This window comes from Endozoicomonas sp. Z74 (genome assembly GCF_057680865.1).
Map to the genome: position 1 here is coordinate 1 of NZ_JBLYZI010000074.1, position 22,629 is coordinate 22,629.

The following is a 22,629-nucleotide window of genomic DNA, read 5'->3' on the forward strand; positions in this document are numbered from 1 at the left end:
AAGAACGCCAATGGAAACTCTGATAGATGGCAAAGAGATCTGGAAGGAAAAATTTGTAGCCTGAATTTGACCTGACAGACACCCTCTGAAAAATCGGTGACTGTCAGATCAGGTCTGAACTACTACAGATTATAATGCCTGGTTGATTTTTGGTCACCAGGCATTTGTTCCCTGATGTTGTTATTTTCTGGCGGTCAGAGCGATGGCAATGGATAAATCTTTGTTTTCCTGCTCTCGCTTCTCAAGCACTTCCCGGTAGAATTTGCTGACCGCCGGTTTGTTATTCTCCAGTGCTGCAAGGCGCTCTTTGCAATGGCGGATCACAGACTCATTTTTAGAGATCAATGCAGACAATGCCGCTGGTTCTGTGTTATCTGGCCTTAATGCGTCCACATGGTTTTCCAGCTGCTTTATCTGATCTGTGCGCTCTTTGCTGGTTTCTGTCTCTTCAAGGAGTTTCAGCGATAATCTGTGAATGGCGCCCATGGTGCTCCTGTTGTCACAGGGAGTCCTGGCTTTTAGCTTTTCTTCACTCTGAGTGACTGCCCGGGGGCTGGTGCGGGTCCGCTGATTCGTGCCGGTTGTGTACTTTGATGTAATGTCTTTTACTTTTCTTTCAAAAAAAGCAATTCGATCACTGACGGAGCTCTGGTCAGAGGAGCGGAAAAACTTAACGGTTGAAGGTTTTTCTGCTTGGTGGGCATGCTCCGGCTGGTTTGGGAAGCTTCTTACTATGGGTGACTGACTGACTGTATTCGACATACTGACTCCATCCCTGGGTTGTGGTTTTTATAATCGACTTAATAGGAAATAGCTGCCGATTCTACCGGTGATGATACAGGCTGTCTTTTAGACCAAGGTCTGCTGCTAAAGGCCCTGAAAAGAAAAAGCCCGCCAGCTCTGGGAGCGGACGGGCTTCTGGTTGGGGTTTAAGCTAAAGGGCCTTCCGTCAGGTCAGTGACCTTCTTCGGTATTTTCCGGCTGCTTTTCGCTCAGAGGGGGTGCGGCCGGTGTGACCTGCATCTGTTGAGTTTGGCGCTTAAGCCTTGGATCATTACGGGCACGGCTTCGACGACGGCGTGGAGCTTTCTGCGTTTGATGATCAGAAATCGTTTTCTCTGTGCTCACAGGGGAGGCTTCTGGTTGAGCTGCAGGCTCCGGGGTTTTCTGAGTTTGTGCTGGTGCCGGTTCCTTACGTGGCTGAGGGCTCACTTCCGGTTGGCTAATCGCTACATTAACTTCCTGCTTTTCCTGTGCAGGTACCTGGCTCAGGGCATCTCTCAGCTGCTGCTCTGCTTCATTGTGGCTTACAGGAGCCTCAACGGGGTCAGCAGAAGGAGGCAGAGGCTTGTCCAGTGCAGGAGTCATGGCAGCAAATGCTGGTTTTTCGTGGCTGTTACCCGCCGCCACCGCTTTTGCCATTTCGGTCATTCGAGGTTGTGCCGGGGGGGGAGACGTCTCCTCTCTGGCCGCCTCAACAGAGGGAGCGGCTTCTTTGGTCCTGGCTGGAGCGGTTTCAGCATTGCTGCTGGTATCCGCTTTATCAGCTGGTGCTGCAGTAGCTGGCTCCTGCTTGAGTTCAGACACCGGAGCGGCTTTTGGCTCTGCGGACTCCTCAGTCAGAGGTTTCTGTGTAACCCTGTTGCGTCGGGGGTCGTTCTTGATCCTGCGAGAGCGTCGCTGTCTTGGCTTGCTGCTTTCTGTATCTGCCGCAGGTGCTTCAGAGGGCTGAGCAGCCGCCGGACTGTGCTTAGCTTCCTGGGGTTCAGAAGCCGCCGGACTGTGCTTAGCTTCCTGGGGTTCAGAAGCCGCCTGTGCAGTTGTCTCGGCTTCCGATGAGCGAGGTGCTGCAGTCGCTTTTTCCTGAATGGCAGGCTTGGACTCAGCTTGCTGAGGTGCGGGACTGGTTACCTGCTTTTCCTTTTCAGGTGCCGCAGCAGCGGTCTTTTCAGTCTTCTCAGCGGGTTTGGCTGGCTTGGCGTTTTCTGGCAGCAGCGGCTGAATCTGCGGTTGGGCTTCCGGCTGCTGGTTGCGCTGTGACTGGCGGTTGCTCCGACGGCGAGGTGCTGAGCCCGGACGACGGCGGCGCTGTTCGCCCTGGTTCTCAATATCCGATACCGGCTGTTCACGGCGATCCTGCTGCCGGTCCCGGGATTCGGTCTTGTCGCGCGGCTCCTGGCGACGACGATCCTGTTTGTCAAAGCGGTTGTCAGAGCGTCCTTCCTGACGGCTTTCTTGACGGCTCTCTTGGCGGCTTTCTTGACGGCTCTCTTGGCGAGAAGGACGCCCTTCCGAACGGTCCTGCTGGCTTCTTCTCCGGTCTTTCTGGGGGCGATCATCGGATCTTTCCCGGCGCTGGGAGTCGCCGCGGGGTTTTCTCCGACCCTGGCCCTGACCCTGATGGTCTCTGCGCTGCTGTGGGCGCCCACTGCCGGATCTGGCAGGAGCAGGTGCTGCTGGCTCTTCACTGGCGTCGGCGCTGAACAGGTTGCCAATGGATTTAATCAGGGAGCCAAACAGTCCGGGCTTGGCAGACTCCTGCTGGGTATTGGCAGCCGGTTGAACCGGTGCAACATTGCGGACAGCAGCCTGGGGTTTGGCGATTGTCTTGGTGCTGGTAACCGGTTCTTCAGGAGCCTGTTCTTCGCTGCCAAGGATGATTTCGTAGCTGCTTTCGTGTTCAGTAGCGGTATCATCACGAAGCCGTTGAACTTCGTAGTGGGGGGTATCGAAGTTGGCGTTGGGAATTACCACAATCCGGGAATCGTTGCGCTTTTCAATCTTGGCGATCATCTTGCGCTTTTCGTTGAGGAGGAACGCGGCAACGGGAACAGGGACCTGGGCCCGGATCTCCGATGTTTTCTCCTTCATGGCCTCTTCTTCCATCAGTCGCAGGATGGAGAGTGCCAGGGATTCGATATCGCGGATGGTGCCCTGACCTGAACAGCGTGGGCAAACCACACCACTGGTTTCACCCAGGGAGGGGCGCAGACGCTGACGGGACATTTCCAGCAGACCAAAACGGGAAATCCGGCTGGTCTGGACGCGGGCGCGATCCATGGAGAGAGCCTGTCGAATGCGGTTTTCCACCTCGCGCTGGTTCCGGTTGCTGCCCATATCGATAAAGTCGATCACGATCAGTCCGCCAATGTCTCTCAGGCGGAGCTGCCGGGCGATTTCATCGGCGGCTTCCAGGTTGGTGTTCAGAGCGGTCTCTTCGATGTCACCACCACGGGTGGCTCTGGCAGAGTTGATGTCGATGGACACCAGGGCTTCGGTGGGGTCAATGACAATGGAGCCGCCGGAGGGCAGTTTGACCTCACGCTGGAAGGCGGTCTCAATCTGGCTTTCAATCTGGTAGCGGTTGAACAGGGGAACGCTTTCCTGATACAGCTTGATCCGGTTCTGATGCTGTTCAAGGTACTGGGGCATGACCTGGCGGACGAAATCCAGTACTTCCTGGTGAACCGATGCCTTGTCGATCAGCACTTCGCCGATATCCTGGCGGAGGTAGTCCCGAATGGCCCGGATGATAACGTTGCTTTCCTGGTAGATCAGGAAGGGGGCTGGCTTTTTGGCCGCGGCATCCTTGATGGAACTCCAGAGCTGCAGCAGGTAGTTCAGATCGGCCTGCAAATCTTCGGTGGAACGGCCAAGTCCTGCAGTCCGGACAATCACGCCCATTTCTGCGGGAATGTCCAGCTTGCTCATTGCTTCCCGGAGTTCTGCCCGCTCTTCCCCTTCGATACGGCGGGATATGCCACCGGCTCGGGGGTTGTTTGGCATTAACACCAAGTATCGGCCTGCCAGGCTGACCAGAGTGGTCAGGGCTGCGCCCTTGTTACCCCGTTCTTCTTTATCCACCTGGACAATGACTTCAGTGCCTTCCTTGACCACTTCCTTGATATTGGGGCGTCCGCCAGTATGGCCGACAAAATATTCCCGGGAGATCTCTTTCAGTGGCAGGAAGCCATGACGTTCCGCGCCAAAATCAACAAATGCGGCTTCCAGGCTGGGCTCAACGCGGGTGATCTTGGCTTTGTAGATGTTGGCTTTTTTTTGTTCACGGGCGCCGGATTCGATATCCAGGTCATACAGACGTTGCCCGTCGACGAGTGCAACCCTCAGCTCTTCTTGCTGGGTTGCGTTGATTAGCATTCTCTTCATAGAGTACCGGTTCGCTTGAGGCTACCCTATTGACGAGCGATGTTCGTGTGGCCGGACATACCGGAGCTTCACTTTTACGGTGGACAGCAAGTGGCAGGTTTCAATACCTGCTCAGGCATTTCTGTTTTGCCATGAATGCCTGCTCTTCGCAGAAAGCGGCTGGTTTTGCCCTTCGTTTGCACGATCATCTCTTTTTCCGCACTCCACGATGTCAATCCGGAAAGGCCTGAACTTTCAGGGTTTCCGGTCATCAATGCGCTATCAGGCTTACATCCCAGTACATCTTTTTCACTGTTGTGTAACGATATAGCGTTATGCACCACAATCCTGAATACAGGATGTGCCGGGGCCGACAGGCGATCAACGGGAGGTTATGGGCTACGGTGGATGATGCATGTACCGGCATCATGGAAGACCTGATAGCGGTTGACCCGGGCGCCTGTCCTTATCCCCTGGTATCGGGAGCGCACTCTGACAATAGGGAGCGCTGTTTATCCTTTCATGGCCTTGGCCATGGACGGTCATCATTCATCATGGGGTCATCACTGGCTGCGTAAATCAACAAGGCAGCGGCTGGATCCTGCATGATGGTTCGCCTGAGCCTGCAAAGGCTGTTTTCCCGATCTTCCGGGTATTCAACAGGCTTACAGTTGTTATTCGGACCGGGCCAACAGATATTGAGTGGCTATTTCCGCGGTCGAGCTTGCTCAGGCTTCGTAAATCGAACTGCCCTTTCGGATCATTACAGGGCAGTGCCACAACTATATCAGTAATCGGTAAGTGCTTCAAATGAGGCAAAGCTGATACCATAGCCGGATTCAGAGTGGTTGCATGGTTAGACGATTGAGAAATTCACACAAAGCTCGGGCGAGGGTCGAGCGGTCATCTACAGGTCCGGGTTTCAAGGGGCGGGGTAAGCTGGAAAAGGGTTCTTCACCCCAGGTGCCGTCAGAGGGAGAGGCTTCCCAGTCCGGAGTTCGTTTTGTTGAAGTGGATGGGGAGTTGGCCGGTCAGCGACTGGATAACTGTCTGATCCGGATGTTGAAAGGGGTGCCCAGAACCCGGATCTACCGCATCGTTCGCAAGGGAGAAGTCAGGGTCAACAAAAAACGGGTGGCAGTGGATTACCGCCTTCAGGAAGGGGATTTGCTGAGAATACCGCCTGTCCGGATGGCGCAGCGGGGAGAGCCGGTCAGGCCCGCAGATCATGTGATTGAGCAGCTTGAAAAGTCCGTACTGTATGAGGACAGTAAGTTGCTGGTGATTAACAAGCCCAGCGGGTTGGCGGTTCATGGTGGCAGCGGCCTCTCTTATGGTGTGATTGAGGCGCTCAGGGTGCTCAGGCCCGAAAACAGGACGCTGGAACTGGTGCACCGGCTGGATCGGGATACCTCTGGTTGCCTGGTGATTGCCAAACGTCGCAGTATGCTTCGCCATATCCATAACCAGTTGCAACAGAAAGAGAAGGTCGAGAAACTCTATCATGCCCTGGTGGTGGGTAAATGGCCGGTTCGAAAGCAGCTGGTCAATGCCCCCCTGCAGAAGAATGTGCTGCGCTCCGGTGAGCGTATGGTGCGTGTGCATGTGGATGGCAAAAAATCCAGAACGGGGTACCGGGTTCTTCAGCGTTATGAAGGGGCCACTCTGGTGGAGGCTTTTCCGATGACGGGGAGGACGCATCAGATCAGGGTGCACTGTCTTCACGCCGGGCATGCCATTGCCGGTGATGAAAAATACGGAACGGATTCGGATAATGAAGCGTTTGGCCGCTTTGGTCTGAAGCGCCTGTTTCTTCATGCAGCCAGCATTCAGTTTGAATTGCCGGAAGGCGGCTTTCTGAAGGTTGAGGCACCCTTGCCGTCGGAGTTGGGGGCGGTACTGTCTTCTCTGGGAAGTCTGTAAATAAAAGAGGATGAGTGTATTAATGGATCAGTGTTCAACGGATCGATATGAGTTGATTATTTTTGACTGGGACGGAACCCTTGTGGATTCTGTGCCCAATATAGTGGAGTCTTTGAGGCTTGCAGCCCTTGAGAGCGCCCTGCCGGTGCTGGATGACCGCAGCTATCGGGGGGTGGTTGGGATGAGTCTGGCGCCCGCTCTGGCGGAACTTTACCCCCAGTTGGATCCATCCGGTGTGGCTGATTTATGTCTGACCTATAAAAAGCATCATCTGAATCTTGAGCAGAATGCTTCCAGGCCTTTTCCTGGTGTGGTGGAGGGCCTGGAGGCTATCCGTTGTTCCGGGGTTTCCATGGCTGTGGCAACAGGCAAGCGGCGGGCCGGATTGCAGCGCTCCATGGTGGCGAATGGTTATGAAGACTTCTTTCATGCCAGTCGAACAGCCGATGACGCCCTTTCCAAGCCCAGTCCGGATATGATTGAGCAATTGTTATCTGAGTTTTCCCTGGCACCGCAGCAGGTGTTGATGGTGGGTGATTCAACCTTTGACATGGAGATGGCCCGGGAGGCTGGGGTAGACCGGGCTGCGGTGACCTATGGGGCTCAGCCGGGAGAAGCGCTGGAGGCCTTTGAGCCGGTTTGTATTGTGGATGACTTTAGCTCGCTGGTGGGCTGGCTTGGCATTGACCGAAAGTGCGTGGGTGCACAGTAAGCAGGATTTTCAGGGTTTTGGGAGAAGGTATGCAGGACAATTGGCGTGAGCCGGAGCGGAATTCCGGTGAGTCTGCGGGGGATCAGCGGGCCTGGGGGTTGGTTGAGTCCCTGGCAAAAGGGGCGCTTAAAGAGCAGCGCAGGGCCAGGCGCTGGGGTATTTTTTTCAAGCTGCTGACCTTTGGGTGGTTGTTTTTTTCTGTTGGGGCTATTTATAAGGCTACCCAGATCAGTGAAGTTTCTGTTCCTTCTGCCTCTGGCAAGCATACAGCGCTGGTGGAGATTGATGGTCAGATTGGTGGCGGTGATGTCAGTGCTGACTTTGTGGTGACCGGGCTCCGGGCGGCATTTGAAGATAAGGGGACCGAGGCGGTGATTCTGCGAATCAACAGTCCGGGAGGCAGTCCTGTTCAGTCCGGATACATTTATGATGAAATCAAGCGGTTGCGCGCGGCTCATAAAGAGATTCCGTTGTATGCGGTGATTGTGGATATTGGTGCCTCCGGGGGGTACTACATTGCCTCCGCCGCGGATGAGATTTATGCGGACAAGGCCAGTCTGGTGGGGTCCATTGGCGTTATTTCTTCAGGGTTTGGCTTTGTTAAGGCCATGGATAAAGTGGGGGTAACCCGTCGAACCTATACCTCCGGTGAAAATAAGGCATTCCTGGACCCTTTCCAGGCGGTGGACAAAGAGGCTGCTGCTCTCTGGCAGGAGTCTCTGGATACCATTCATCAGCAGTTTATCAAGGCGGTGAAAGACGGTCGTGGAGACCGGCTCGTTAATAACCCGGATCTGTTTTCCGGAATGGTCTGGTCCGGCGAGCAGGCCAAGGCTCTGGGGCTGGTGGATGGCCTTGGCAGTGCAGGTTATGTTGCCCGGGAGGTTGTGGGAGAGGAAGAGATTGTTGATTACACTTCCCGCCTGACGCCTCTTGAGCGTTTTGCCAGGGACTTTGGTGCCGGTGTCAGTGCGACCTTTGTAAAAGCCCTGGGGACAGGTTTTCAGTTGCGATAAGCCTGTTTTGATGGTTTTTGTTTTAACTGCGCCAGGCTCGGATCTGCAAGTCAGTGTTGTCCCGGCTGGCGTAACTCAAGACAGAATATCAATCCCTTCATTGCCCAGCATGCTGGTCAGGCGTATCAATGGTAGTCCGATCAGGCTGTTGGGGTCTTCGCCGTGCATGCGTTCAAACAGGGCGATGCCCAGGCCTTCGCACTTAAAGCTGCCGGCGCAGTCCAGAGGTTGTTCAAGCTGGATGTAACGGGTGATTTGCCGCTCGGACAGGGAGCGAAAGGTCACTGAAAAATCGATACAGTCCAGTTGTTGCTGACCTGTCCGGGTGTTGAGGAGGCAGAGTCCTGTGTGGAAAATAACGGTTTTTCCCGAGCAGGCGAGCAGTTGTTCAATGGCTTTTTCCTCAGTGCCGGGTTTACCCAGGATTTGATGATCAAGGGATGCTGCCTGGTCAGAAGCGATAATCAGTGTGTCCGGATAAGTGTCACAGAGCGCTTCCGCTTTGCTTCTGGAAAGCCTCAGGGCCAGTGCTTTTGCGCTTTCTCCCTGTCTGGGGGTTTCGTCGATATCGGGGGAGTCTTGCTGGAAATCAAGGCGGAGGCGCTGGAGCAGGTTTTTTCGATAGGGGGAGCCGGAGGCCAGTAATAGTTTCATAGTTGAATAAATAGGTGAATAATAAGTGCAAACGTCGTTTGACAGCAACAGGGCATCGCCCTATGATTGCGCGCTTATGTTATCAGGGCAATTACCCAAAACCTTTGATCCGCGCAAATTTGCGCGTCAGGGGTTACAGTTTGAAGGTACGCTGGCGCTCAAGCAGTTTGACCGGCTGGTGGCCAGTCTTGCTGACGACCAGGGTGAGGTAAGGGTCTTCCTTCATTTTTATATGAGCGAAGACCACCGAGTGGTACTTGAAGGGCATGTTGAGTCGGATTTGAAGATGATTTGTCAACGTTGCCTGGATGTAGCGGATGTTTCCGTGCGCTCTGACCTCAGTCTGATGGGTGTATGGACCGATGAACAGGCGGCGGCTTTGCCGGCGGATTATGAACCATTGTTGCTTCAGGAGAAGCCAATGGAACTGATTCCGCTGTTGGAAGAGGAGCTTTTGCTGAGTCTTCCAATTGTGCCTTATCATCCACCTGAAGCCTGTCAGGTTCAGCAGAGTTACACCACTGAATCCGATGAGGAGGCTCTTGCTTCTTCTGCCCGGGCAGAAGAAGAGAAGAAGAGCCGCAATCCATTCAGTGTTCTGGCCAAACTGAAAACTGACGCTACCGAAACCGAATAGAGATCCAGGAGAGTTGACACATGGCTGTTCAGCAAAACCGTAAAACCCGTTCCAAGCGCGACATGCGTCGTTCCCACGATGGCCTGACTTCTTCCCAGCTGTCTGTTGATGCTACTTCCGGCGAAACTCATCGTCGTCATCACATGACCGCTGATGGCTTCTACCGTGGCCGCAAAGTGCTCGAAGGCAAGATCGCCGAGTGACTCAACGCATGCCAGGAAGGTTGGCGACTCCAGGACGGAGAATAGCGCTGGATATTATGAGCGGGGACGAAAGTCCCCGTTCTCGTATCCGGGCGGCGCTCAGGGCGCTTGAACTTTACCCTGATCTTTTTCTATATCTGGTGGGCGACAGTGTGCTGATTCAGTCGTACCTCCAGGATGCAGCCTTCGACGGGGCGCGCCTTGAAATTGTTCATGGGTCCAGAACCATTGCCATGGATGAAAAACCGTCGGCGGCCCTCAGGGGGAAAGCCGGTTCCTCCATGTGGCTGGCCCTGGAGCTGGTAGCCGAGGGCAGGGCCAGTGCCTGTGTCAGTTCTGGCAATACCGGGGCCTTGATGGCCATGGGGCGCTTCGCCCTGAAAACGTTTGCCGGAATCGACAGGCCTGCCATTGCGGCCAGTGTCCCCTGTGCCGGGGGAAGTTTTCTCCTGCTGGATATGGGGGCTAATGTGGATTGCACGTCCATGCACTTGTACCAGTTTGCGGTAATGGGCTCCCAGCTGGCGGCTTCTGTGCGCGGTGTTCCCTCTCCGCGGGTGGGGCTTCTGAATATCGGTACGGAAGATATCAAGGGGAGTGAACAGGTCCGGCTGGCCAATCAGTTGCTCCGGGAGGATCGGCGACTCAATTATATTGGCTATATCGAAGGCCATGATGTGTTTAATGGCCGTGCTGATGTGGTGGTCTGTGATGGCTTTGTGGGCAATGTTGCCCTGAAGACTGGTGAAGGGGTTGCCTGTTATATCCGGGATGGCCTGGTGGCCGCTTTTCAGCAGACCCTCTGGCGCCGCTTTCTTGCGGTTCTGATTGCTCCCATCATGAAGAAAATCTACAAAAGTATTGATCCTGTCGTATACAACGGTGCCAGTTTGCTGGGTTTGCAGGGGACTGTGGTCAAAAGTCATGGGCATTCGGGGGAAGAAGGCTTCTGTCGGGCGATTGGTCAGGCGGTTTCCGAGGTGGATGCTGAGGTCCCGGGTAGGCTCGCAGCGGATGTGGAAGAGATGATGATGGGCTGAGCGGCGGGTTCTCTCTATGTTCTCAAGTAGAGAGTGTTTACGGTAGAAACATAAATTTACTTACCTTGGTCGCTTCTTTTTCTATAATTGCCCGGGTTTTTACACTGAAGAGTTTCTGATTGCTGGCTCAGTGGTGGTGATAACGAACGGTTTTCTTTCTGGAGAAGTATTCGTAGAGTTGTTCGCTGTCGTGTGCTGCAATGCTCTTTTTGAATGTCGCTGATGGATGGAAGAAACCGGTAACAATGACGGATAAGCTTGCTTTTGTCTTTCCCGGACAGGGATCCCAGCAGGTGGGTATGCTGGCGGATCATATCTCGGAGCCCCTGGTGCAGAAGACCTTTTCGGAAGGTTCTGAGGTGCTTGGGCTGGATCTTCTGAAACTGGCCTGTGAGGGGCCGGCAGAGGCGTTGAACCGAACGGAGAACACCCAGCCAGCCCTGCTGGTTTCCAGTGTCGCATTATGGCGCCTGTGGTGTGACCGTGCCGGTGAAGCGCCTGCGATCATGGCAGGCCACAGTCTGGGCGAATACTCTGCCCTGGTCTGTTCCGGAGTCATTCATTTTCAGGAAGCTGTCCGGCTGGTTCACCTGCGGGGTGTTTTCATGCAGGAGGCGGTAGTGCCAGGTGAGGGTGCCATGGCTGCCGTTCTGGGTCTTGAGGATGCCGTTGTGGTAGAGGCTTGTGCCAGGGCAGCTGCTGAGAGTGGCGGTGTGGTTGAAGCGGTTAATTTCAATGCGCCCGGGCAGGTCGTGATTGCCGGTCAGGCGGCGGCGGTCAAAAAGGCGGTTGACCAGGCAAGAGAGGCGGGGGCCAAAAAGGCTATAGAGTTGCCCGTCAGTGTGCCTTCTCATTGTGCATTGATGAAGCCGGCGGCTGAAAAGCTGAAGGTCGAACTGGATCGGGTGGTGATTGCAGAGCCTCAGATTCCGGTGATTCAAAATGTTTCTGCGGATGTCTGCACTGATGCGGTTCAGCTGAAAGAGAATCTGGTTGCGCAACTATACAGCCCGGTTCGCTGGGTGGAGACGATTCAGGCGATGCAAGCTTCCGGTGTAGCGCGTTTTGCTGAGTGTGGTCCTGGCAAGGTGCTGGCGGGACTGAATAAGCGGATTGTGCGACGCGCTCCGGTGGCGGTTCTGGAATCCGCTGACGCCATGACTCAGGCGCTGCCTGAAGCGAACTGAGAGCCTTTGGGGGGGCCTGTTGTACCCCTGATGGCGAAATCAAGAGAGGGAATATGAAAACTCTGGAAGGTAAGGTAGCTCTGGTGACCGGTGCCAGTCGTGGTATCGGCAGGGCGATTGCGTTGTCCCTGGGCCATGCGGGCGCAACCGTTATTGGTACTGCGACGTCGGATGTGGGAGCGACTGGTATCAGTGAAATGCTTCAGGAGGAAGGTGTTCAGGGTCAGGGAATGACGCTGAACGTGACTTCTGCGGAAGCCTGTGTGGCTATTGTAAAGTCGATCACAGAGCAGTATGGTGCCCCGGCTGTCCTGGTCAACAATGCCGGGATTACCCGTGACAATATCCTGATGAGAATGAAGGATGACGAGTGGCATGATGTGATTGATACCAATCTCAGCTCTATTTTCCGGATGAGCAAGGCGGTGCTCCGGGGGATGACCAAGGCTCGCTGGGGGCGGATCGTGAACATCAGTTCTGTGGTGGGTTCCATGGGGAACCAGGGGCAGGCAAACTATGCTGCGGCAAAGGCCGGAGTTGAAGGCTTTACACGCTCAATGGCCCGTGAAGTGGGTTCCCGGAATATTACAGTCAATACCATTGCCCCGGGATTCATTGAGACGGATATGACCCGGGGGTTGCCTGAAGAGCAGCGTGAGTTTCTGCTGGGGCAGATCCCGCTGTCACGGCTGGGGCAGCCTGAAGAGATTGCAGCGTCTGTTGGCTTTCTGGCCAGTGATGCAGCCGGTTACATTACCGGTGAAACACTCCATGTAAACGGCGGAATGTACATGGGGTAGCCGATGCTTGAGGTTTACGGTCAGGGTTTGACCCCCGGCTGGCGGCTGAAAGACGGTTTTGAAGATTTGTTAGTCCTGTAGCCGGTGAGCTGAAGCCGGTGTGAGGGTAACGGCGGAGGCTGCAGGATTGAAAAACAGGCGTTGATTTTTGCGGATTATCCGGGTATTTCCCTGAACCGGCTTGAAATTTCCGCAATCGACCATATACACTAGCAAGCCTGCGGCTTGAGGGTCGCACCGAATATCGATAGGAGCACAACAAGGTATGAGCACCATTGAAGAGCGCGTTAAGAAGATTGTTTGCGAACAACTTGGCGTGAAAGATGAGGAAGTGACTAACAGTGCGTCATTCGTGGAGGATCTGGGCGCGGACTCTCTGGACACTGTTGAGCTGGTTATGGCACTTGAAGAGGAATTCGAAACTGAAATTCCTGATGAAGAGGCTGAAAAAATCACCACCGTTCAGGAAGCCATCGACTACGTAGTATCACATTCCTGATTCTGCCTTGGTTTGTATGCCTGCAAAAGCCGCAGAACGTATGTTCTGCGGCTTTTGTGTTTGTGGCGGGTCGGGACATTATTTTAATGGGGCAGTTTGTTTTATGGTAAACGATCGTTTGCTTCCGTGCTTTTCATGGGTAAGGTTGGCTGAAACGGTTTTTTATTATGGGAAGTTGAAGAGGTTCCCGGTTTTCGGGTTCTCCTGTTGAAATGGTCCTATTGAAATGATGTTCCGGAAAATAGAGTTTGAGTGGCTGATCAGCAGGAGAGTCAGTCTTGTCAGGAAAAGAAAAATTGCATAAAGAACAGCAGGGGCGGTTGCGCAGAAGAGTGGTGGTTACTGGTCTGGGGGCGGTTACCCCGGTGGGTAACAGTGTGTCAGAGAGCTGGGCCAGCCTGATCGCTGGAAAAAGCGGCATTGAGACCATCCGTCATCTTGATACCGATCAATTCAGTGTGAAATTCTGTGGCCCGGTCAAGGGGTTCGATCCTTCCGCGGTGATGGATGCCAGGGATGCCCGGAAAATGGATGTTTTCATTCAGTACGGTCTGGCCGCTTCGGCAGAAGCGATTCATGATGCCGGATTCCAGGTCTGTGAAGAGCGGGCCCATCGATATGGAGTGGCCATAGGGTCTGGCGTTGGCGGATTAACCACCATTGAGCAGAATCATGACACGCTTCTGAGTAAAGGCCCTCGTCGTGTATCTCCCTTTTTCATACCTTCCGCCATTGTCAATATGGCGGCGGGCTGGGTGTCCATGAAGTTCAACCTGCAGGGGCCCAATTTTGCCACATCCACAGCCTGTGCAACGGGGAGCCATGCCATTGCTCTGGCGGCCAGAACCATTGCCTACGGTGATGCGGACATCATGGTGGCGGGAGGCGCGGAAAAGGGCTCTTCTGCCCTTGGGATGACCGGGTTTGCCGCTTCCCGGGCGCTTTCCACTCGGAATGATGAGCCGGAAAAAGCCAGTCGGCCCTGGGATGCAGACCGGGATGGTTTTGTGCTGGGGGATGGAGCCGGTATTCTGGTTCTGGAAGAGTATGATCACGCGGTCGCCCGTGGAGCGAAGATATACGGGGAATTAAGCGGTGTCGGCATGAGCAGTGACGCCTGGCACATGACGTCTCCTCCGGCCGATGGCAGAGGGGCTGCCCGGGCGATGCGATCTGCTCTGGAAGATGCCGGTATCGGGTTTGATGAGGTCGATTATATCAATGCCCATGGGACATCGACCCCGGCGGGAGACCTGGCTGAGACCCTGGCAATCCGCACGGTGTTCGGTGACTGTGCAGACCGGATCGCTGTCAGCTCCACCAAGTCAATGACGGGCCATTTGCTGGGCGCAGCCGGGGCTGTGGAGGCGGTGTTCAGTATCCAGTCTCTGATTCATTCCATTGCTCCTCCTACCATTAACCTTGAAACGCCCGGTGAAGGTTGTGACCTGGATTATGTACCCGGTGTCGCAAGATCAATGAGTATAAAACATGTGTTGTCCAATTCGTTTGGTTTTGGTGGCACTAATGTGACTCTGGCTTTTTCCGGGCTGGATTCTGAGAGAGCCGAATGTCTGTAGACGACAGTCCCCTGGTTTGGGTGGATGGTTCCCCCGGGAATGTTCTACCCGTGTCTGACCGGGGGCTTGCCTATGGAGACGGTGTGTTTGAAACCATTCGGGTTTCCGGTGGTAAGGTGACCCTGGGTGATTATCACTGGGCCCGCCTGGCCCAGGCCTGCGAACGACTGAAACTCCCTCTGGATATTGAACTGCTCTGCAGTGAGGTTGGGCGCTTTCTGGCTTCGGCGGGAGCGGGTTCGGGAGTGTTGAAGGTGATGGTTACCCGTGGCAGTGGAGGGCGAGGTTACAGCCCTGAAGGTTGTGTTCGGCCACGGCGTGTGCTTTCCCTTCATCCCTTGCCTGAGAGAGATCCGGACCCGGCTTATTCCGGGGCCAGGGTGAAGCCCTGTGAGTTGAGGCTGGGCAGCAGTGCGCTGGCCGGTATGAAGCACCTTAATCGCCTGGAACAGGTGATGGCCAGGGCGGAATGGCAGGGAGGCTGTTTTGATGAAGGTCTGGTGTGTGATGACCGGGGATTTCTGGTTGAGGGCACCATGAGCAACCTGTTTCTGGTGACTCACGACGGTGAGTTGTTAACCCCTGACCTGAACCGGGCCGGGGTTATGGGGGTCTGTCGTCAGTATATTCTGGAAAATGCCCGGCAGTGGGGGCTGAAGACGGGGTATGTTGATCTGTCTCCCAGGGAGCTGGACGTTTCTGAAATTTTTCTGTGTAACAGTGTCAACGGTGTCTGGCCTGTGATTGAATACGGTGATCAGGCTTGGGAAATCGGCCCGGTAACCACCCTGATAAGAGATCGGATACTGGAAGAACTGCATGGTTAGGAAGTTGCTGCTGGGGCTGTTCAGTGGTTTTTGTTCGTTGCTTCTATTGGTCGGGGTTGGCTGGATGGGGCTGAACTGGTATGGCAGTCAGAGCATTATTGCGCCAGAGGCCTCAGAATTCATCATCGAACCGGGGGACTCCCTTGGAAAAGTGGTCACGCGGCTGGCTTCCCAGCAATTGATAGAATACCCGCAACTGTTTGAAGTACTGGCCCGGATCAGTGGTGTGGCATCGGATCTCCAGGCGGGGGATTACCTGATTCCCGAGGGGGTCAGTCATCGTGAACTGCTGGGTATTTTTGTCCAGGGGCAGGTTCGCTATTACAGTGTCACTCTTGTGGAGGGAAGAACCCTGCAGGAGGCCCTGGAGGTGTTGAATCATCATCCAAAGCTGACCAGTCCTATCGGATTTGACCAGCTGTCCTTGGAAAAGGAGGGGGTGGTTGAGACCGTTGAGGGTATAGATGGCGTTGAGGGGCTGGAGAACCTGGAAGGGCTTTTCTATCCCGATACCTATAGTTTTGAGGCAGGAGCGTCGGTGGCATCGGTTCTTCAGATGGCAGGCAGGCGGCTGGTCTCGGTTCTGGCAGAAGAGTGGGAAAACCGGGCGGAAGGCTTGCCTTACCAGTCCCCTTATGAAGCACTGATCATGGCTTCCATCATTGAGAAAGAGACCGGTGTTCCTTATGAGCGTCCGGATATTGCCGGTGTTTTCGTTCGCCGTCTGAACAAAAGGATGCGACTGCAGACCGATCCAACCGTGATCTATGGATTGGGTGAGCGTTTTGAGGGTAATCTGAACCGGCGAATGTTGAGGGAGCGCACCCCTTACAACACTTATGTGATTAAAGGGCTGCCGCCGACCCCTATCGCCCTGGTGGGGCGGGAAGCCATTCAGGCGGCGTTGCACCCGGCGTTGGGAAATACCCTGTATTTTGTGGCCAGGGGGGATGGGACGCATCATTTTTCCACCACCCTGGCTGAGCACAATCGGGCAGTGAGAAAGTACCAGATTCATGAACGTCGTGAAGACTACCGTTCAACGGTGCAGTGATCTGGTTTGCAAATGAAAGTGAATATAAAGGGTTGATGAGAGGGTAATGGGTTTTTTTCTGACCATTGAAGGTGGCGAAGGCGCCGGTAAAACCACGGCTAAAGCGGTTGTGACGAACTGGCTGAAGGCGTCCGGGCGGGAGTTCATTGAAACCCGCGAGCCTGGCGGGACGCCTTATGCTGAGCAGGTTCGAGCCCTGTTGCTGGAGGAGCATTCTGAAAAAGTAACGGATACGACGGAACTGCTGCTGATGTTTGCTGCCCGTTCCCAGAATCTGAGCCAGCGCATTGAGCCGGCCCTGCAGGCCGGTAAAGTGGTGGTATGCGACCGGTTTACCGATGCAACATACGCCTATCAGGGAGGAGGCAGGGGTATTGATGAGCAAAAGATTGCTGTTCTGGAGCAGCTGGTTCAGAGAGATCGGCGGCCTGATATGACCCTGCTTCTGGATATTGAGCCTGAGACAGGTCTGGCGCGTGCCAGAGGGCGTGCGATGTCAGAAGGGGGTGAGCTGGACCGAATTGAGCAGGAGGCGATTGATTTCTTTCACCGGGTGCGGGCCGCTTACCTGAAAAGAGCGGAGTTGTACCCTGAGCAATACGTTGTTGTGGATGCCAGTCAATCCCTGGAGGCGGTGCGGCTGGATATCATTGAAGCCCTTCAGAAAAGGCTGAAGCCCCATGGGTTCTGATGCTTCTGGTGGTAAGGCCGCTGAAGACCAGGTTGGCGGGATGCCTGCTGGCTGGCGTCCAATGCCCTGGCAGTCTGGCCACTGGCAGGCCATGCTTCATCGTCTTCAGTCTGGAGTGATGGCTCATGCGCTGTTGCTGAAAGGGGTTCAGGGGGCGGGCAAGTATCAATTTGCCCGGGCTCTGGGAGCTCGGGTGTTGTGTGAAACGCAAGGGGTTGAGTTCGCCTGTGAGCATTGCAAAAGCTGTGAGCTGGTGCGTGCGGGAACTCATCCCGATTTGCTGGTCGTGACGCCGGACGCTCCCGGCAAGCCGATCAAGATTGATCAGGTGCGCCGGGTGAACGAATTTGCCCGTAAAACTGCTCAGCAGGGCGGTCGAAGGGTGATTGTGATGAACCCTGCAGAAGCCATGAATGTCAATGCCGCCAATGCCCTGCTCAAGAGTCTTGAAGAGCCGGGCAGTGATACACTGTTTCTGCTGGTCAGCGCCCGTTCCGGGGATATGCTGCCCACCATTCGCAGTCGCTGCCAGATGTTGACGTTCTCGGAGCCTTCCCGGTCTGAGTCGTTGAACTGGCTGGCTGAACATATAGCGGATGAGGCTGTGGCGGCTCAGCTTCTGGATCTGGCGGCGGGTGCGCCGGTGACCGCGCGCACCCTTTTTGATAAAGGGGCTCTGGAAAGGCGGGGTAAACTGGTTAATGTTGTCTCTGATCTGTTTCGAGGTCAGATGACTCCGGTGGAGATTGCTGTTGTCCTGACCAAAGAGTGGCAGGCGGCGGATCTGCCAGAACTTCTGGGATGGCTGGGCAGCTGGCTGGATGATGCTGTAAGGATTGCCCTGTCTGCCGATGAAAGCACTGTTCGCAACCGTGATCTGTCAAAAATGTTGCAGTATCTGGCGGGCAAATCATCGGCCAGAGAGCTGGTGCGTCAGCGGGATCGGGTAGTTCAGCAGCGGCAGCAATTGCTGGAGGGGGCTAACCTGAATCCCCAGATGTTGCTGGAAGGGGTGTTCAGCGGCTATCTGGAGCTGGTGCTCTGAGAGGGGGCGCTAATTGCCAGCCCCTTTTTGCCTGTCGTTGTTATTATTGTATAAGCAGGATTGAAAGCGTCTTGGTGAAGGAGGCAAAGCATGGGAAAAGGAATGCAGGGTTTAATGTCGTTGACCATTCGGGACACGGCTTCGCTGTACGAATCCTATATGCCGTTTATTAATGGCGGTGGGCTGTTTGTGCCAACTCACAAGCGCTACAGTCTTGGGGATGATGTGTTTATCCGGCTGACGTTGATGGATGAGGCGGATAAAATCCCTGTGCCGGGCAAGGTGGTGTGGGTGACTCCTGCGGGCTCCCAGGGGGGGCGGGTTGCAGGTATTGGTATTCAGTTCAATGACCCCACAGACAGTGTCAGAACCAAAATTGAAACCTACATTGCCGGTGCTCTCAAGTCAGACCGTGAAACCAGCACCATGTAGTCAGATCATGAGTGGATGTTGATCTGTCAGGGCCGATTATCGGCTCTTTTTTTTGAGGGACTTTGGGTATTTGTTTTCATGCCCATCCAACGTTCAACTCTGTTTTCATTGAGTGGTTTTTCATTAAAACATGTTTATTGATTCCCATTGCCATCTTGATCGGCTGGACCTGGACCCCTATCAGGGGGATCTGGATCAGGCGCTGGCGGCGGCCCGGTCAGCCGGTGTCAGTCAGATGCTTTGTATTGGTGTTGATCTGGATAATGCGCCGAAGGTGGTGGCGCTGGCGGAGCGCTATCCCGATGTTTTTGCTTCGGTGGGCGTTCACCCTCTGGATTGTAAGGGGGTGGTGCCGGATCTGTCGCTGATTGAGTCGCTGGCAGGACACCCCCGCGTTGTGGCGATTGGTGAAACCGGTCTCGATTATTATTACGCCACTGAAAGTGATCAACAGGCAGCCCAGCGCCAGTCCTTTATTAACCATCTGAAGCTGGCGGCAGGGTGTCAGCTGCCTGTTGTTGTGCATACCCGTGATGCCCGTGAAGAAACTCTGGATTTGATTCGCGAATACGGCAGCCCTGAGAGCTCTGGGGTGCTGCATTGTTTTACGGAAAGTCTGGATATGGCAAAGGCGGCGCTGGATATGGGGTATTACATTTCCATTTCCGGTATTGTCACTTTCCGCAATGCCTCGGCGCTTCGTGAGGTGGTGAAGTATGTGCCCATGGATCGACTGTTGATAGAGACGGATTCCCCTTACCTGGCCCCGGTTCCCCATCGGGGTAAAGCCAATGAGCCCCGCTTTGTTGTGGAGGTGGCCCGCTTTATAGCCGGGTTGAAGGAAGTGTCTCTGGAGGATATCGGCCTGCAGACCAGTGATAATTTCTTTCGACTCTTTTCGACGGCAAGCAGAAAAGTTATTCCGTAATTCATAGAAATGTTTGAATTGCAAGTCTCTTTCTTTGGATTTACTGTTTGCTTACACATATTCTGGTGATATGAGGGTACACTCAAGCAGAACCATTGACGGACAGAGAGGGAAGGCAATGAAAACGAAATCCTTGGTGATGGGGTTGGTGATCATTTTGACAGGATGCACGTCCATGCCATCGCAGCAGGAAATGGCCCAGAACGGGCAGTGGCAGGCGCTTGGTGTCCGGGATGGGCAGATGGGGTGGCCCGTAAAAGGAGCGACGGATTTGAATGAGCTGGCTGTTGGAGGCGAAGCTTCAGATCCTCAAGCGGTCAGTCAGTATCGGGCTGGTTATCTGCAGGGGCTGACTCAGTTCTGTCAGTCTGATTCGGCCTATTTTTCAGGGCTGTCCGGTCGTGAGTACCAAGGTCAGTGTGATCGTACCCGCCAGTCCGGAGAGGTCAGGGAGCAGTGGCAGAATGGGCTGGATGATTATTTTCTGGGGATGCTGACAGAGTTTGAAAGTTGAAGGGGAGGCCGGTGAGATTTGAGTGTGGATTTTGCCGCTGTATTTGTGCTTGAGCTGAGTACTCATTGATCAGAGGTATGGGGTGAGCTTTGGATCTTTTTTGTCCACTTCTTAAGAGCCTGCTCATCCTGTCTTTGCTTTTTCTTTAAATCCGCAAGTTGTTTTTCTTCTTTTTCCAGGTGTTGTTTTGCTCTGTTAAGCAGGTCATAGAGATTGGGTGATAGCGTTGGTGGCTGTTGTACCATATCGACCAGGTTAGAGAGAGTGAATGCTGCTGACTGGCGTGAGTTAAAGGTTAGGAGTAAGGAGGATGGTTGGCCGGGAATGCATACTATTGCTTCTCCTAATGACATAAGTGCTTTGGTTGTCTCGCCAAAAGAGATGAGTGACCTTTCCTCTTCAGGCAGTGTTTCATAGAGGAGGAGTTCCTGGAGAAAAATGACATGGCTCTTTGCTAAAGAGACCCTCTTAGCTGCTGCAGAAACCTTTTCTTTAGTTGCTTGTAGTTTATGGCCAGCAGCTGATTTCCAAACACTCAAGATCATGTGGGTGTTCTCTGGAGTTTCTATTCCTATATTTTGTAATAAACAGGCTGGGCATGCAGGTGCAATTTCAAAGGGATTTATGCATTCATCATGGAAGCAGTGCTTGCACTCAAGAGTCGACCGTGGGCTTTCCTCGTCGATCTTTTCTTGGCATATGTCGCAGTTGTTTCCGGGGTGAGACAGTGGTGAAAACAGCAGGCAACAGGCTGATGGCAAGATGCTTGATAAAATAGCCTGAGTCGTTCCTTTGTAATGGCGGAAGCAGCGAGGTTTCCGCGCAAGGTGGGCTCTTTTGTTCATGCTGACTGGGCTTTGCTGTCAATAACTGGGGGTTGAGTATGGCATATCCCCCTCAGTGTCTTTATAATTGCGCCACCATTTTCATCGGTGATGTTGCGGATAAGGCTCAGGTACGGATTTTCCGATCATGCTTCGGCTGAAAAAGAGGAACACCAGTTCTCACTTAACGACGCGTGTCTATCTTTGCCCACGGGAATCTTGCTTTAACTGAAGCAGGATTTTTTCTGTGTCTGAACGGGTAGCCCGAAGGTTGCCGGATTCACAGCAGCAGTTGTAACACTGGAGAACAGGGTATGGTCACCTGGGTGCGCTTGCTACTTTGCTTCGAAGCCCAGTTGCTCGGGGTTTTCGCCCTGCGCAGCCAGACACCTTCCCTGGCCTCGGTGGTTGCTGTTCAGTGTTCCGGGATTCGTCAGGCTCTTGCGGTCAGTGTTCAACGCTTCTGAAGTGCGTTCAACTCTGACCGGAAAAGGGGCTGAAGCCCTCCTTTCAGTGCAGCCGTATCACCGGAGAGACGGGTTGTTCCTGACCTCAACTTGATTGATTAGGCGAAAGGTATGATCAAAATCAAACAGGGGCTGGATCTCCCGATCTCAGGATCGCCTGAACAAAGCATTTCGGAAGGCAGGACTGTTCGTTCTGTCGCCGTTGTCGGCTTTGACTATGTGGGTATGAAGCCCACAATGGCGGTTGCTGTGGGAGATCGAGTCAAAAAAGGGCAGTTGCTCTTTACCGATAAGAAAACACCGGGTATCCGGTACACCGCTCTGGCCGGCGGTACCATTGCAGCCATTAACCGTGGTGAAAAACGGGTGCTGCAATCCGTCGTGATCGATGTGGACGGCAACGAAGAGCACGAGTCTTTCACTGCTTATCAGGCGGATGAATTGGCTGGGCTGACGGCTGATCAGGTTGAAGCTTTGATGAATGAGTCTGGCCTCTGGACCTCTCTCAGAACCCGGCCATTCAGCAAGGTGCCGGCACTGGGCACACGTCCTGCGTCTATTTTTGTAACGGCCATCGACACTCATCCCCTTGCTGGCAATCCGGAACCCGTGATTCAGGAGCAGGCGGAAGCTTTTGAACAGGGCATTAATATCCTTGGCAAGCTCAGTGGCGGTAAAATCTATCTGTGCAAGGCGCCCGGGGCCAACATCCCTGCGGGTATTGCCACGTCTGAAGAGTTCTCCGGCCCTCACCCGGCGGGACTGCCCAGCACCCATATCCACTTTCTTGACCCGGTTTCTGCTACCAAAAGCGTCTGGCAGATCAACTATCAGGATGTGATTGCGGTTGGCAAACTGTTCACCTCCGGCCAGCTGTTTACGGATCGTGTGGTCTCTCTGGCAGGTCCTCAGGTTGAAAAACCACGTCTGGTTCGCACCCGTCTTGGGGCAAACACCGATGAACTCTGTGCCGGTGAACTGAAAGCGGGCAGTAATCGTACGATTTCCGGCTCCGTTTTTGGTGGTCGTACCGCCAACGGGCCGTTTGCCTTCCTGGGGCGTTACCACAATCAGGTGTCGGTTCTGGAAGAAGGCGATGAGCGTCTGTTCCTGGGTTGGGTTAACCCCACCGTGGACCGTCACTCAGTGCTGAAAGTGCTGACGTCAGCTCTGAGCAGCAAGCGTCTGTTTAACTTTACCACCACCACCAATGGTGGTGAGCGCGCCATGGTTCCAGTGGGCCAGTACGAAAAAGTGATGCCCCTGGATATTCTGGCGACTCAGTTACTGCGCGCTATTATTGTCGGTGATACCGACACCGCCCAGAAGCTGGGTGCGCTGGAACTGGAAGAGGAAGACCTGGCTCTGTGTTCTTATGTTTGCGCCGGCAAATATGAGTACGGTCCACTGTTGCGTGACAACCTGACCCGTATTGAGCTGGAGGGCTGAT

Annotated in this window: 24 protein-coding genes and 1 pseudogene; 20 read left to right on the forward strand and 5 right to left on the reverse strand. The window is 54.3% G+C overall.

Annotated elements, in window-relative coordinates:
- Positions 1-180: 180 nt before the first annotated feature.
- Positions 181-762: a hypothetical protein gene (locus tag ACNRUY_RS18405; protein WP_488113115.1), complete on the reverse strand. Its 582-nt coding sequence runs from the start codon at positions 760-762 to the stop codon at positions 181-183.
- Positions 763-954: 192 nt separating this feature from the next.
- Positions 955-4,167 carry a ribonuclease E gene (gene rne, locus ACNRUY_RS18410; protein ID WP_488113116.1) on the reverse strand — a complete coding sequence of 1,071 codons (3,213 nt, stop codon included), beginning with the start codon at positions 4,165-4,167 and terminating at the stop codon, positions 955-957.
- Between the two features lie 314 nt (positions 4,168-4,481).
- Between rne and ACNRUY_RS18415 the strand changes: the two genes are divergently transcribed.
- The 4 genes from ACNRUY_RS18415 (at position 4,482) to ACNRUY_RS18430 (ending at position 7,797) form a co-directional block, all read left to right on the forward strand.
- Positions 4,482-4,724: a hypothetical protein gene (locus tag ACNRUY_RS18415; protein ID WP_488113117.1), complete on the forward strand. Its 243-nt coding sequence runs from the start codon at positions 4,482-4,484 to the stop codon at positions 4,722-4,724.
- 274 nt (positions 4,725-4,998) lie between these two features.
- A complete protein-coding gene (rluC, locus tag ACNRUY_RS18420) occupies positions 4,999-6,069 on the forward strand; it encodes a 23S rRNA pseudouridine(955/2504/2580) synthase RluC (protein WP_488113118.1) in 1,071 nt (356 codons plus the stop codon).
- Positions 6,070-6,091: 22 nt separating this feature from the next.
- Positions 6,092-6,781 carry an HAD family hydrolase gene (locus ACNRUY_RS18425; protein ID WP_488113119.1) on the forward strand — a complete coding sequence of 230 codons (690 nt, stop codon included), beginning with the start codon at positions 6,092-6,094 and terminating at the stop codon, positions 6,779-6,781.
- 29 nt (positions 6,782-6,810) lie between these two features.
- The gene (locus ACNRUY_RS18430; protein WP_488113120.1) at positions 6,811-7,797 is read left to right on the forward strand and encodes a S49 family peptidase; all 987 of its coding nucleotides are present in this window, start codon (positions 6,811-6,813) and stop codon (positions 7,795-7,797) included.
- Positions 7,798-7,872: 75 nt separating this feature from the next.
- Here ACNRUY_RS18430 and ACNRUY_RS18435 read toward each other — a convergent pair whose 3' ends face one another.
- Entirely contained in the window at positions 7,873-8,451 is a 579-nt protein-coding gene (locus tag ACNRUY_RS18435) for a Maf family protein (protein ID WP_488113121.1), read from the reverse strand.
- 25 nt (positions 8,452-8,476) lie between these two features.
- Here ACNRUY_RS18435 and ACNRUY_RS18440 point away from each other — a divergent pair, with 25 nt between their 5' ends.
- From ACNRUY_RS18440 to ACNRUY_RS18505, 14 genes are all read left to right on the forward strand, one after another.
- The gene (locus ACNRUY_RS18440) at positions 8,477-9,088 is read left to right on the forward strand and encodes a YceD family protein (protein ID WP_488113122.1); all 612 of its coding nucleotides are present in this window, start codon (positions 8,477-8,479) and stop codon (positions 9,086-9,088) included.
- A 20-nt stretch (positions 9,089-9,108) separates the two neighbouring features.
- Entirely contained in the window at positions 9,109-9,291 is a 183-nt protein-coding gene (rpmF, locus tag ACNRUY_RS18445; RefSeq protein ID WP_488113123.1) for a 50S ribosomal protein L32, read from the forward strand.
- Positions 9,292-9,299: 8 nt separating this feature from the next.
- Positions 9,300-10,331, forward strand: a complete 1,032-nt coding sequence (gene plsX, locus ACNRUY_RS18450; protein ID WP_488113143.1) for a phosphate acyltransferase PlsX — start codon at positions 9,300-9,302, stop codon at positions 10,329-10,331.
- Between the two features lie 245 nt (positions 10,332-10,576).
- Positions 10,577-11,518 (forward strand): ACP S-malonyltransferase, encoded by a 942-nt coding sequence (gene fabD / locus ACNRUY_RS18455; RefSeq protein WP_488113124.1) that lies wholly within the window; start codon positions 10,577-10,579, stop codon positions 11,516-11,518.
- A 53-nt stretch (positions 11,519-11,571) separates the two neighbouring features.
- A complete protein-coding gene (gene fabG, locus ACNRUY_RS18460; RefSeq protein ID WP_488113125.1) occupies positions 11,572-12,318 on the forward strand; it encodes a 3-oxoacyl-ACP reductase FabG in 747 nt (248 codons plus the stop codon).
- A 265-nt stretch (positions 12,319-12,583) separates the two neighbouring features.
- On the forward strand, positions 12,584-12,817 hold the full coding sequence (gene acpP / locus ACNRUY_RS18465) for an acyl carrier protein (protein WP_488113126.1): 234 nt from the start codon (positions 12,584-12,586) through the stop codon (positions 12,815-12,817).
- 296 nt (positions 12,818-13,113) lie between these two features.
- Positions 13,114-14,397: a beta-ketoacyl-ACP synthase II gene (gene fabF / locus ACNRUY_RS18470; RefSeq protein WP_488113127.1), complete on the forward strand. Its 1,284-nt coding sequence runs from the start codon at positions 13,114-13,116 to the stop codon at positions 14,395-14,397.
- Entirely contained in the window at positions 14,388-15,224 is an 837-nt protein-coding gene (gene pabC / locus ACNRUY_RS18475; RefSeq protein WP_488113128.1) for an aminodeoxychorismate lyase, read from the forward strand. Before fabF ends, pabC begins: the two co-directional genes overlap by 10 nt.
- Complete coding sequence (mltG, locus tag ACNRUY_RS18480; RefSeq protein WP_488113129.1) at positions 15,217-16,278, forward strand: endolytic transglycosylase MltG; 1,062 nt, start codon at positions 15,217-15,219, stop codon at positions 16,276-16,278. Before pabC ends, mltG begins: the two co-directional genes overlap by 8 nt.
- A 46-nt stretch (positions 16,279-16,324) precedes the next feature.
- Entirely contained in the window at positions 16,325-16,969 is a 645-nt protein-coding gene (gene tmk, locus ACNRUY_RS18485) for a dTMP kinase (protein WP_488113130.1), read from the forward strand.
- Positions 16,959-18,014 (forward strand): DNA polymerase III subunit delta', encoded by a 1,056-nt coding sequence (locus tag ACNRUY_RS18490; RefSeq protein ID WP_488113131.1) that lies wholly within the window; start codon positions 16,959-16,961, stop codon positions 18,012-18,014. Before tmk ends, ACNRUY_RS18490 begins: the two co-directional genes overlap by 11 nt.
- Positions 18,015-18,128: 114 nt before the next feature.
- Positions 18,129-18,446 carry a PilZ domain-containing protein gene (locus ACNRUY_RS18495; RefSeq protein WP_488113132.1) on the forward strand — a complete coding sequence of 106 codons (318 nt, stop codon included), beginning with the start codon at positions 18,129-18,131 and terminating at the stop codon, positions 18,444-18,446.
- Between the two features lie 130 nt (positions 18,447-18,576).
- Positions 18,577-19,374, forward strand: a complete 798-nt coding sequence (locus tag ACNRUY_RS18500) for a TatD family hydrolase (RefSeq protein ID WP_488113133.1) — start codon at positions 18,577-18,579, stop codon at positions 19,372-19,374.
- Between the two features lie 118 nt (positions 19,375-19,492).
- Positions 19,493-19,888: a DUF2799 domain-containing protein gene (locus ACNRUY_RS18505; RefSeq protein ID WP_488113134.1), complete on the forward strand. Its 396-nt coding sequence runs from the start codon at positions 19,493-19,495 to the stop codon at positions 19,886-19,888.
- A 62-nt stretch (positions 19,889-19,950) separates the two neighbouring features.
- Here ACNRUY_RS18505 and ACNRUY_RS18510 read toward each other — a convergent pair whose 3' ends face one another.
- Both ACNRUY_RS18510 and ACNRUY_RS18515 read right to left on the reverse strand, forming a co-directional pair.
- The gene (locus ACNRUY_RS18510) at positions 19,951-20,433 is read right to left on the reverse strand and encodes a hypothetical protein (RefSeq protein WP_488113144.1); all 483 of its coding nucleotides are present in this window, start codon (positions 20,431-20,433) and stop codon (positions 19,951-19,953) included.
- Between the two features lie 54 nt (positions 20,434-20,487).
- Positions 20,488-20,733 (reverse strand): annotated as a pseudogene (locus ACNRUY_RS18515) (RING finger protein); the annotation flags it as partial.
- Between the two features lie 293 nt (positions 20,734-21,026).
- Between ACNRUY_RS18515 and ACNRUY_RS18520 the strand changes: the two are divergent.
- Positions 21,027-21,179: a hypothetical protein gene (locus ACNRUY_RS18520; protein ID WP_488113135.1), complete on the forward strand. Its 153-nt coding sequence runs from the start codon at positions 21,027-21,029 to the stop codon at positions 21,177-21,179.
- 111 nt (positions 21,180-21,290) lie between these two features.
- On the forward strand, positions 21,291-22,628 hold the full coding sequence (locus ACNRUY_RS18525) for a Na(+)-translocating NADH-quinone reductase subunit A (protein ID WP_488113136.1): 1,338 nt from the start codon (positions 21,291-21,293) through the stop codon (positions 22,626-22,628).
- The last annotated feature ends 1 nt before the right edge of the window (position 22,629 follow it).

What these genes read in the sequence shown, in the direction of transcription:
- plsX (WP_488113143.1), top strand. Translation starts at nt 9,300, where the DNA reads ATGCCAGGAAGGTTGGCGACTCCAGGACGGAGAATAGCGCTGGATATT.
- ACNRUY_RS18525 (WP_488113136.1), top strand. Translation starts at nt 21,291, where the DNA reads ATGATCAAAATCAAACAGGGGCTGGATCTCCCGATCTCAGGATCGCCT.
- ACNRUY_RS18510 (WP_488113144.1), bottom strand. Translation starts at nt 20,433, where the DNA reads ATGATCTTGAGTGTTTGGAAATCAGCTGCTGGCCATAAACTACAAGCA.
- ACNRUY_RS18505 (WP_488113134.1), top strand. Translation starts at nt 19,493, where the DNA reads ATGAAAACGAAATCCTTGGTGATGGGGTTGGTGATCATTTTGACAGGA.
- ACNRUY_RS18500 (WP_488113133.1), top strand. Translation starts at nt 18,577, where the DNA reads ATGTTTATTGATTCCCATTGCCATCTTGATCGGCTGGACCTGGACCCC.
- fabD (WP_488113124.1), top strand. Translation starts at nt 10,577, where the DNA reads ATGACGGATAAGCTTGCTTTTGTCTTTCCCGGACAGGGATCCCAGCAG.
- pabC (WP_488113128.1), top strand. Translation starts at nt 14,388, where the DNA reads ATGTCTGTAGACGACAGTCCCCTGGTTTGGGTGGATGGTTCCCCCGGG.
- ACNRUY_RS18435 (WP_488113121.1), bottom strand. Translation starts at nt 8,451, where the DNA reads ATGAAACTATTACTGGCCTCCGGCTCCCCCTATCGAAAAAACCTGCTC.
- acpP (WP_488113126.1), top strand. Translation starts at nt 12,584, where the DNA reads ATGAGCACCATTGAAGAGCGCGTTAAGAAGATTGTTTGCGAACAACTT.
- ACNRUY_RS18415 (WP_488113117.1), top strand. Translation starts at nt 4,482, where the DNA reads ATGCACCACAATCCTGAATACAGGATGTGCCGGGGCCGACAGGCGATC.
- rne (WP_488113116.1), bottom strand. Translation starts at nt 4,167, where the DNA reads ATGAAGAGAATGCTAATCAACGCAACCCAGCAAGAAGAGCTGAGGGTT.
- ACNRUY_RS18495 (WP_488113132.1), top strand. Translation starts at nt 18,129, where the DNA reads ATGTCGTTGACCATTCGGGACACGGCTTCGCTGTACGAATCCTATATG.
- ACNRUY_RS18405 (WP_488113115.1), bottom strand. Translation starts at nt 762, where the DNA reads ATGTCGAATACAGTCAGTCAGTCACCCATAGTAAGAAGCTTCCCAAAC.
- tmk (WP_488113130.1), top strand. Translation starts at nt 16,325, where the DNA reads ATGGGTTTTTTTCTGACCATTGAAGGTGGCGAAGGCGCCGGTAAAACC.
- ACNRUY_RS18490 (WP_488113131.1), top strand. Translation starts at nt 16,959, where the DNA reads ATGGGTTCTGATGCTTCTGGTGGTAAGGCCGCTGAAGACCAGGTTGGC.
- rpmF (WP_488113123.1), top strand. Translation starts at nt 9,109, where the DNA reads ATGGCTGTTCAGCAAAACCGTAAAACCCGTTCCAAGCGCGACATGCGT.
- ACNRUY_RS18430 (WP_488113120.1), top strand. Translation starts at nt 6,811, where the DNA reads ATGCAGGACAATTGGCGTGAGCCGGAGCGGAATTCCGGTGAGTCTGCG.
- mltG (WP_488113129.1), top strand. Translation starts at nt 15,217, where the DNA reads ATGGTTAGGAAGTTGCTGCTGGGGCTGTTCAGTGGTTTTTGTTCGTTG.
- ACNRUY_RS18425 (WP_488113119.1), top strand. Translation starts at nt 6,092, where the DNA reads ATGGATCAGTGTTCAACGGATCGATATGAGTTGATTATTTTTGACTGG.
- ACNRUY_RS18520 (WP_488113135.1), top strand. Translation starts at nt 21,027, where the DNA reads ATGGTCACCTGGGTGCGCTTGCTACTTTGCTTCGAAGCCCAGTTGCTC.
- fabG (WP_488113125.1), top strand. Translation starts at nt 11,572, where the DNA reads ATGAAAACTCTGGAAGGTAAGGTAGCTCTGGTGACCGGTGCCAGTCGT.
- rluC (WP_488113118.1), top strand. Translation starts at nt 4,999, where the DNA reads ATGGTTAGACGATTGAGAAATTCACACAAAGCTCGGGCGAGGGTCGAG.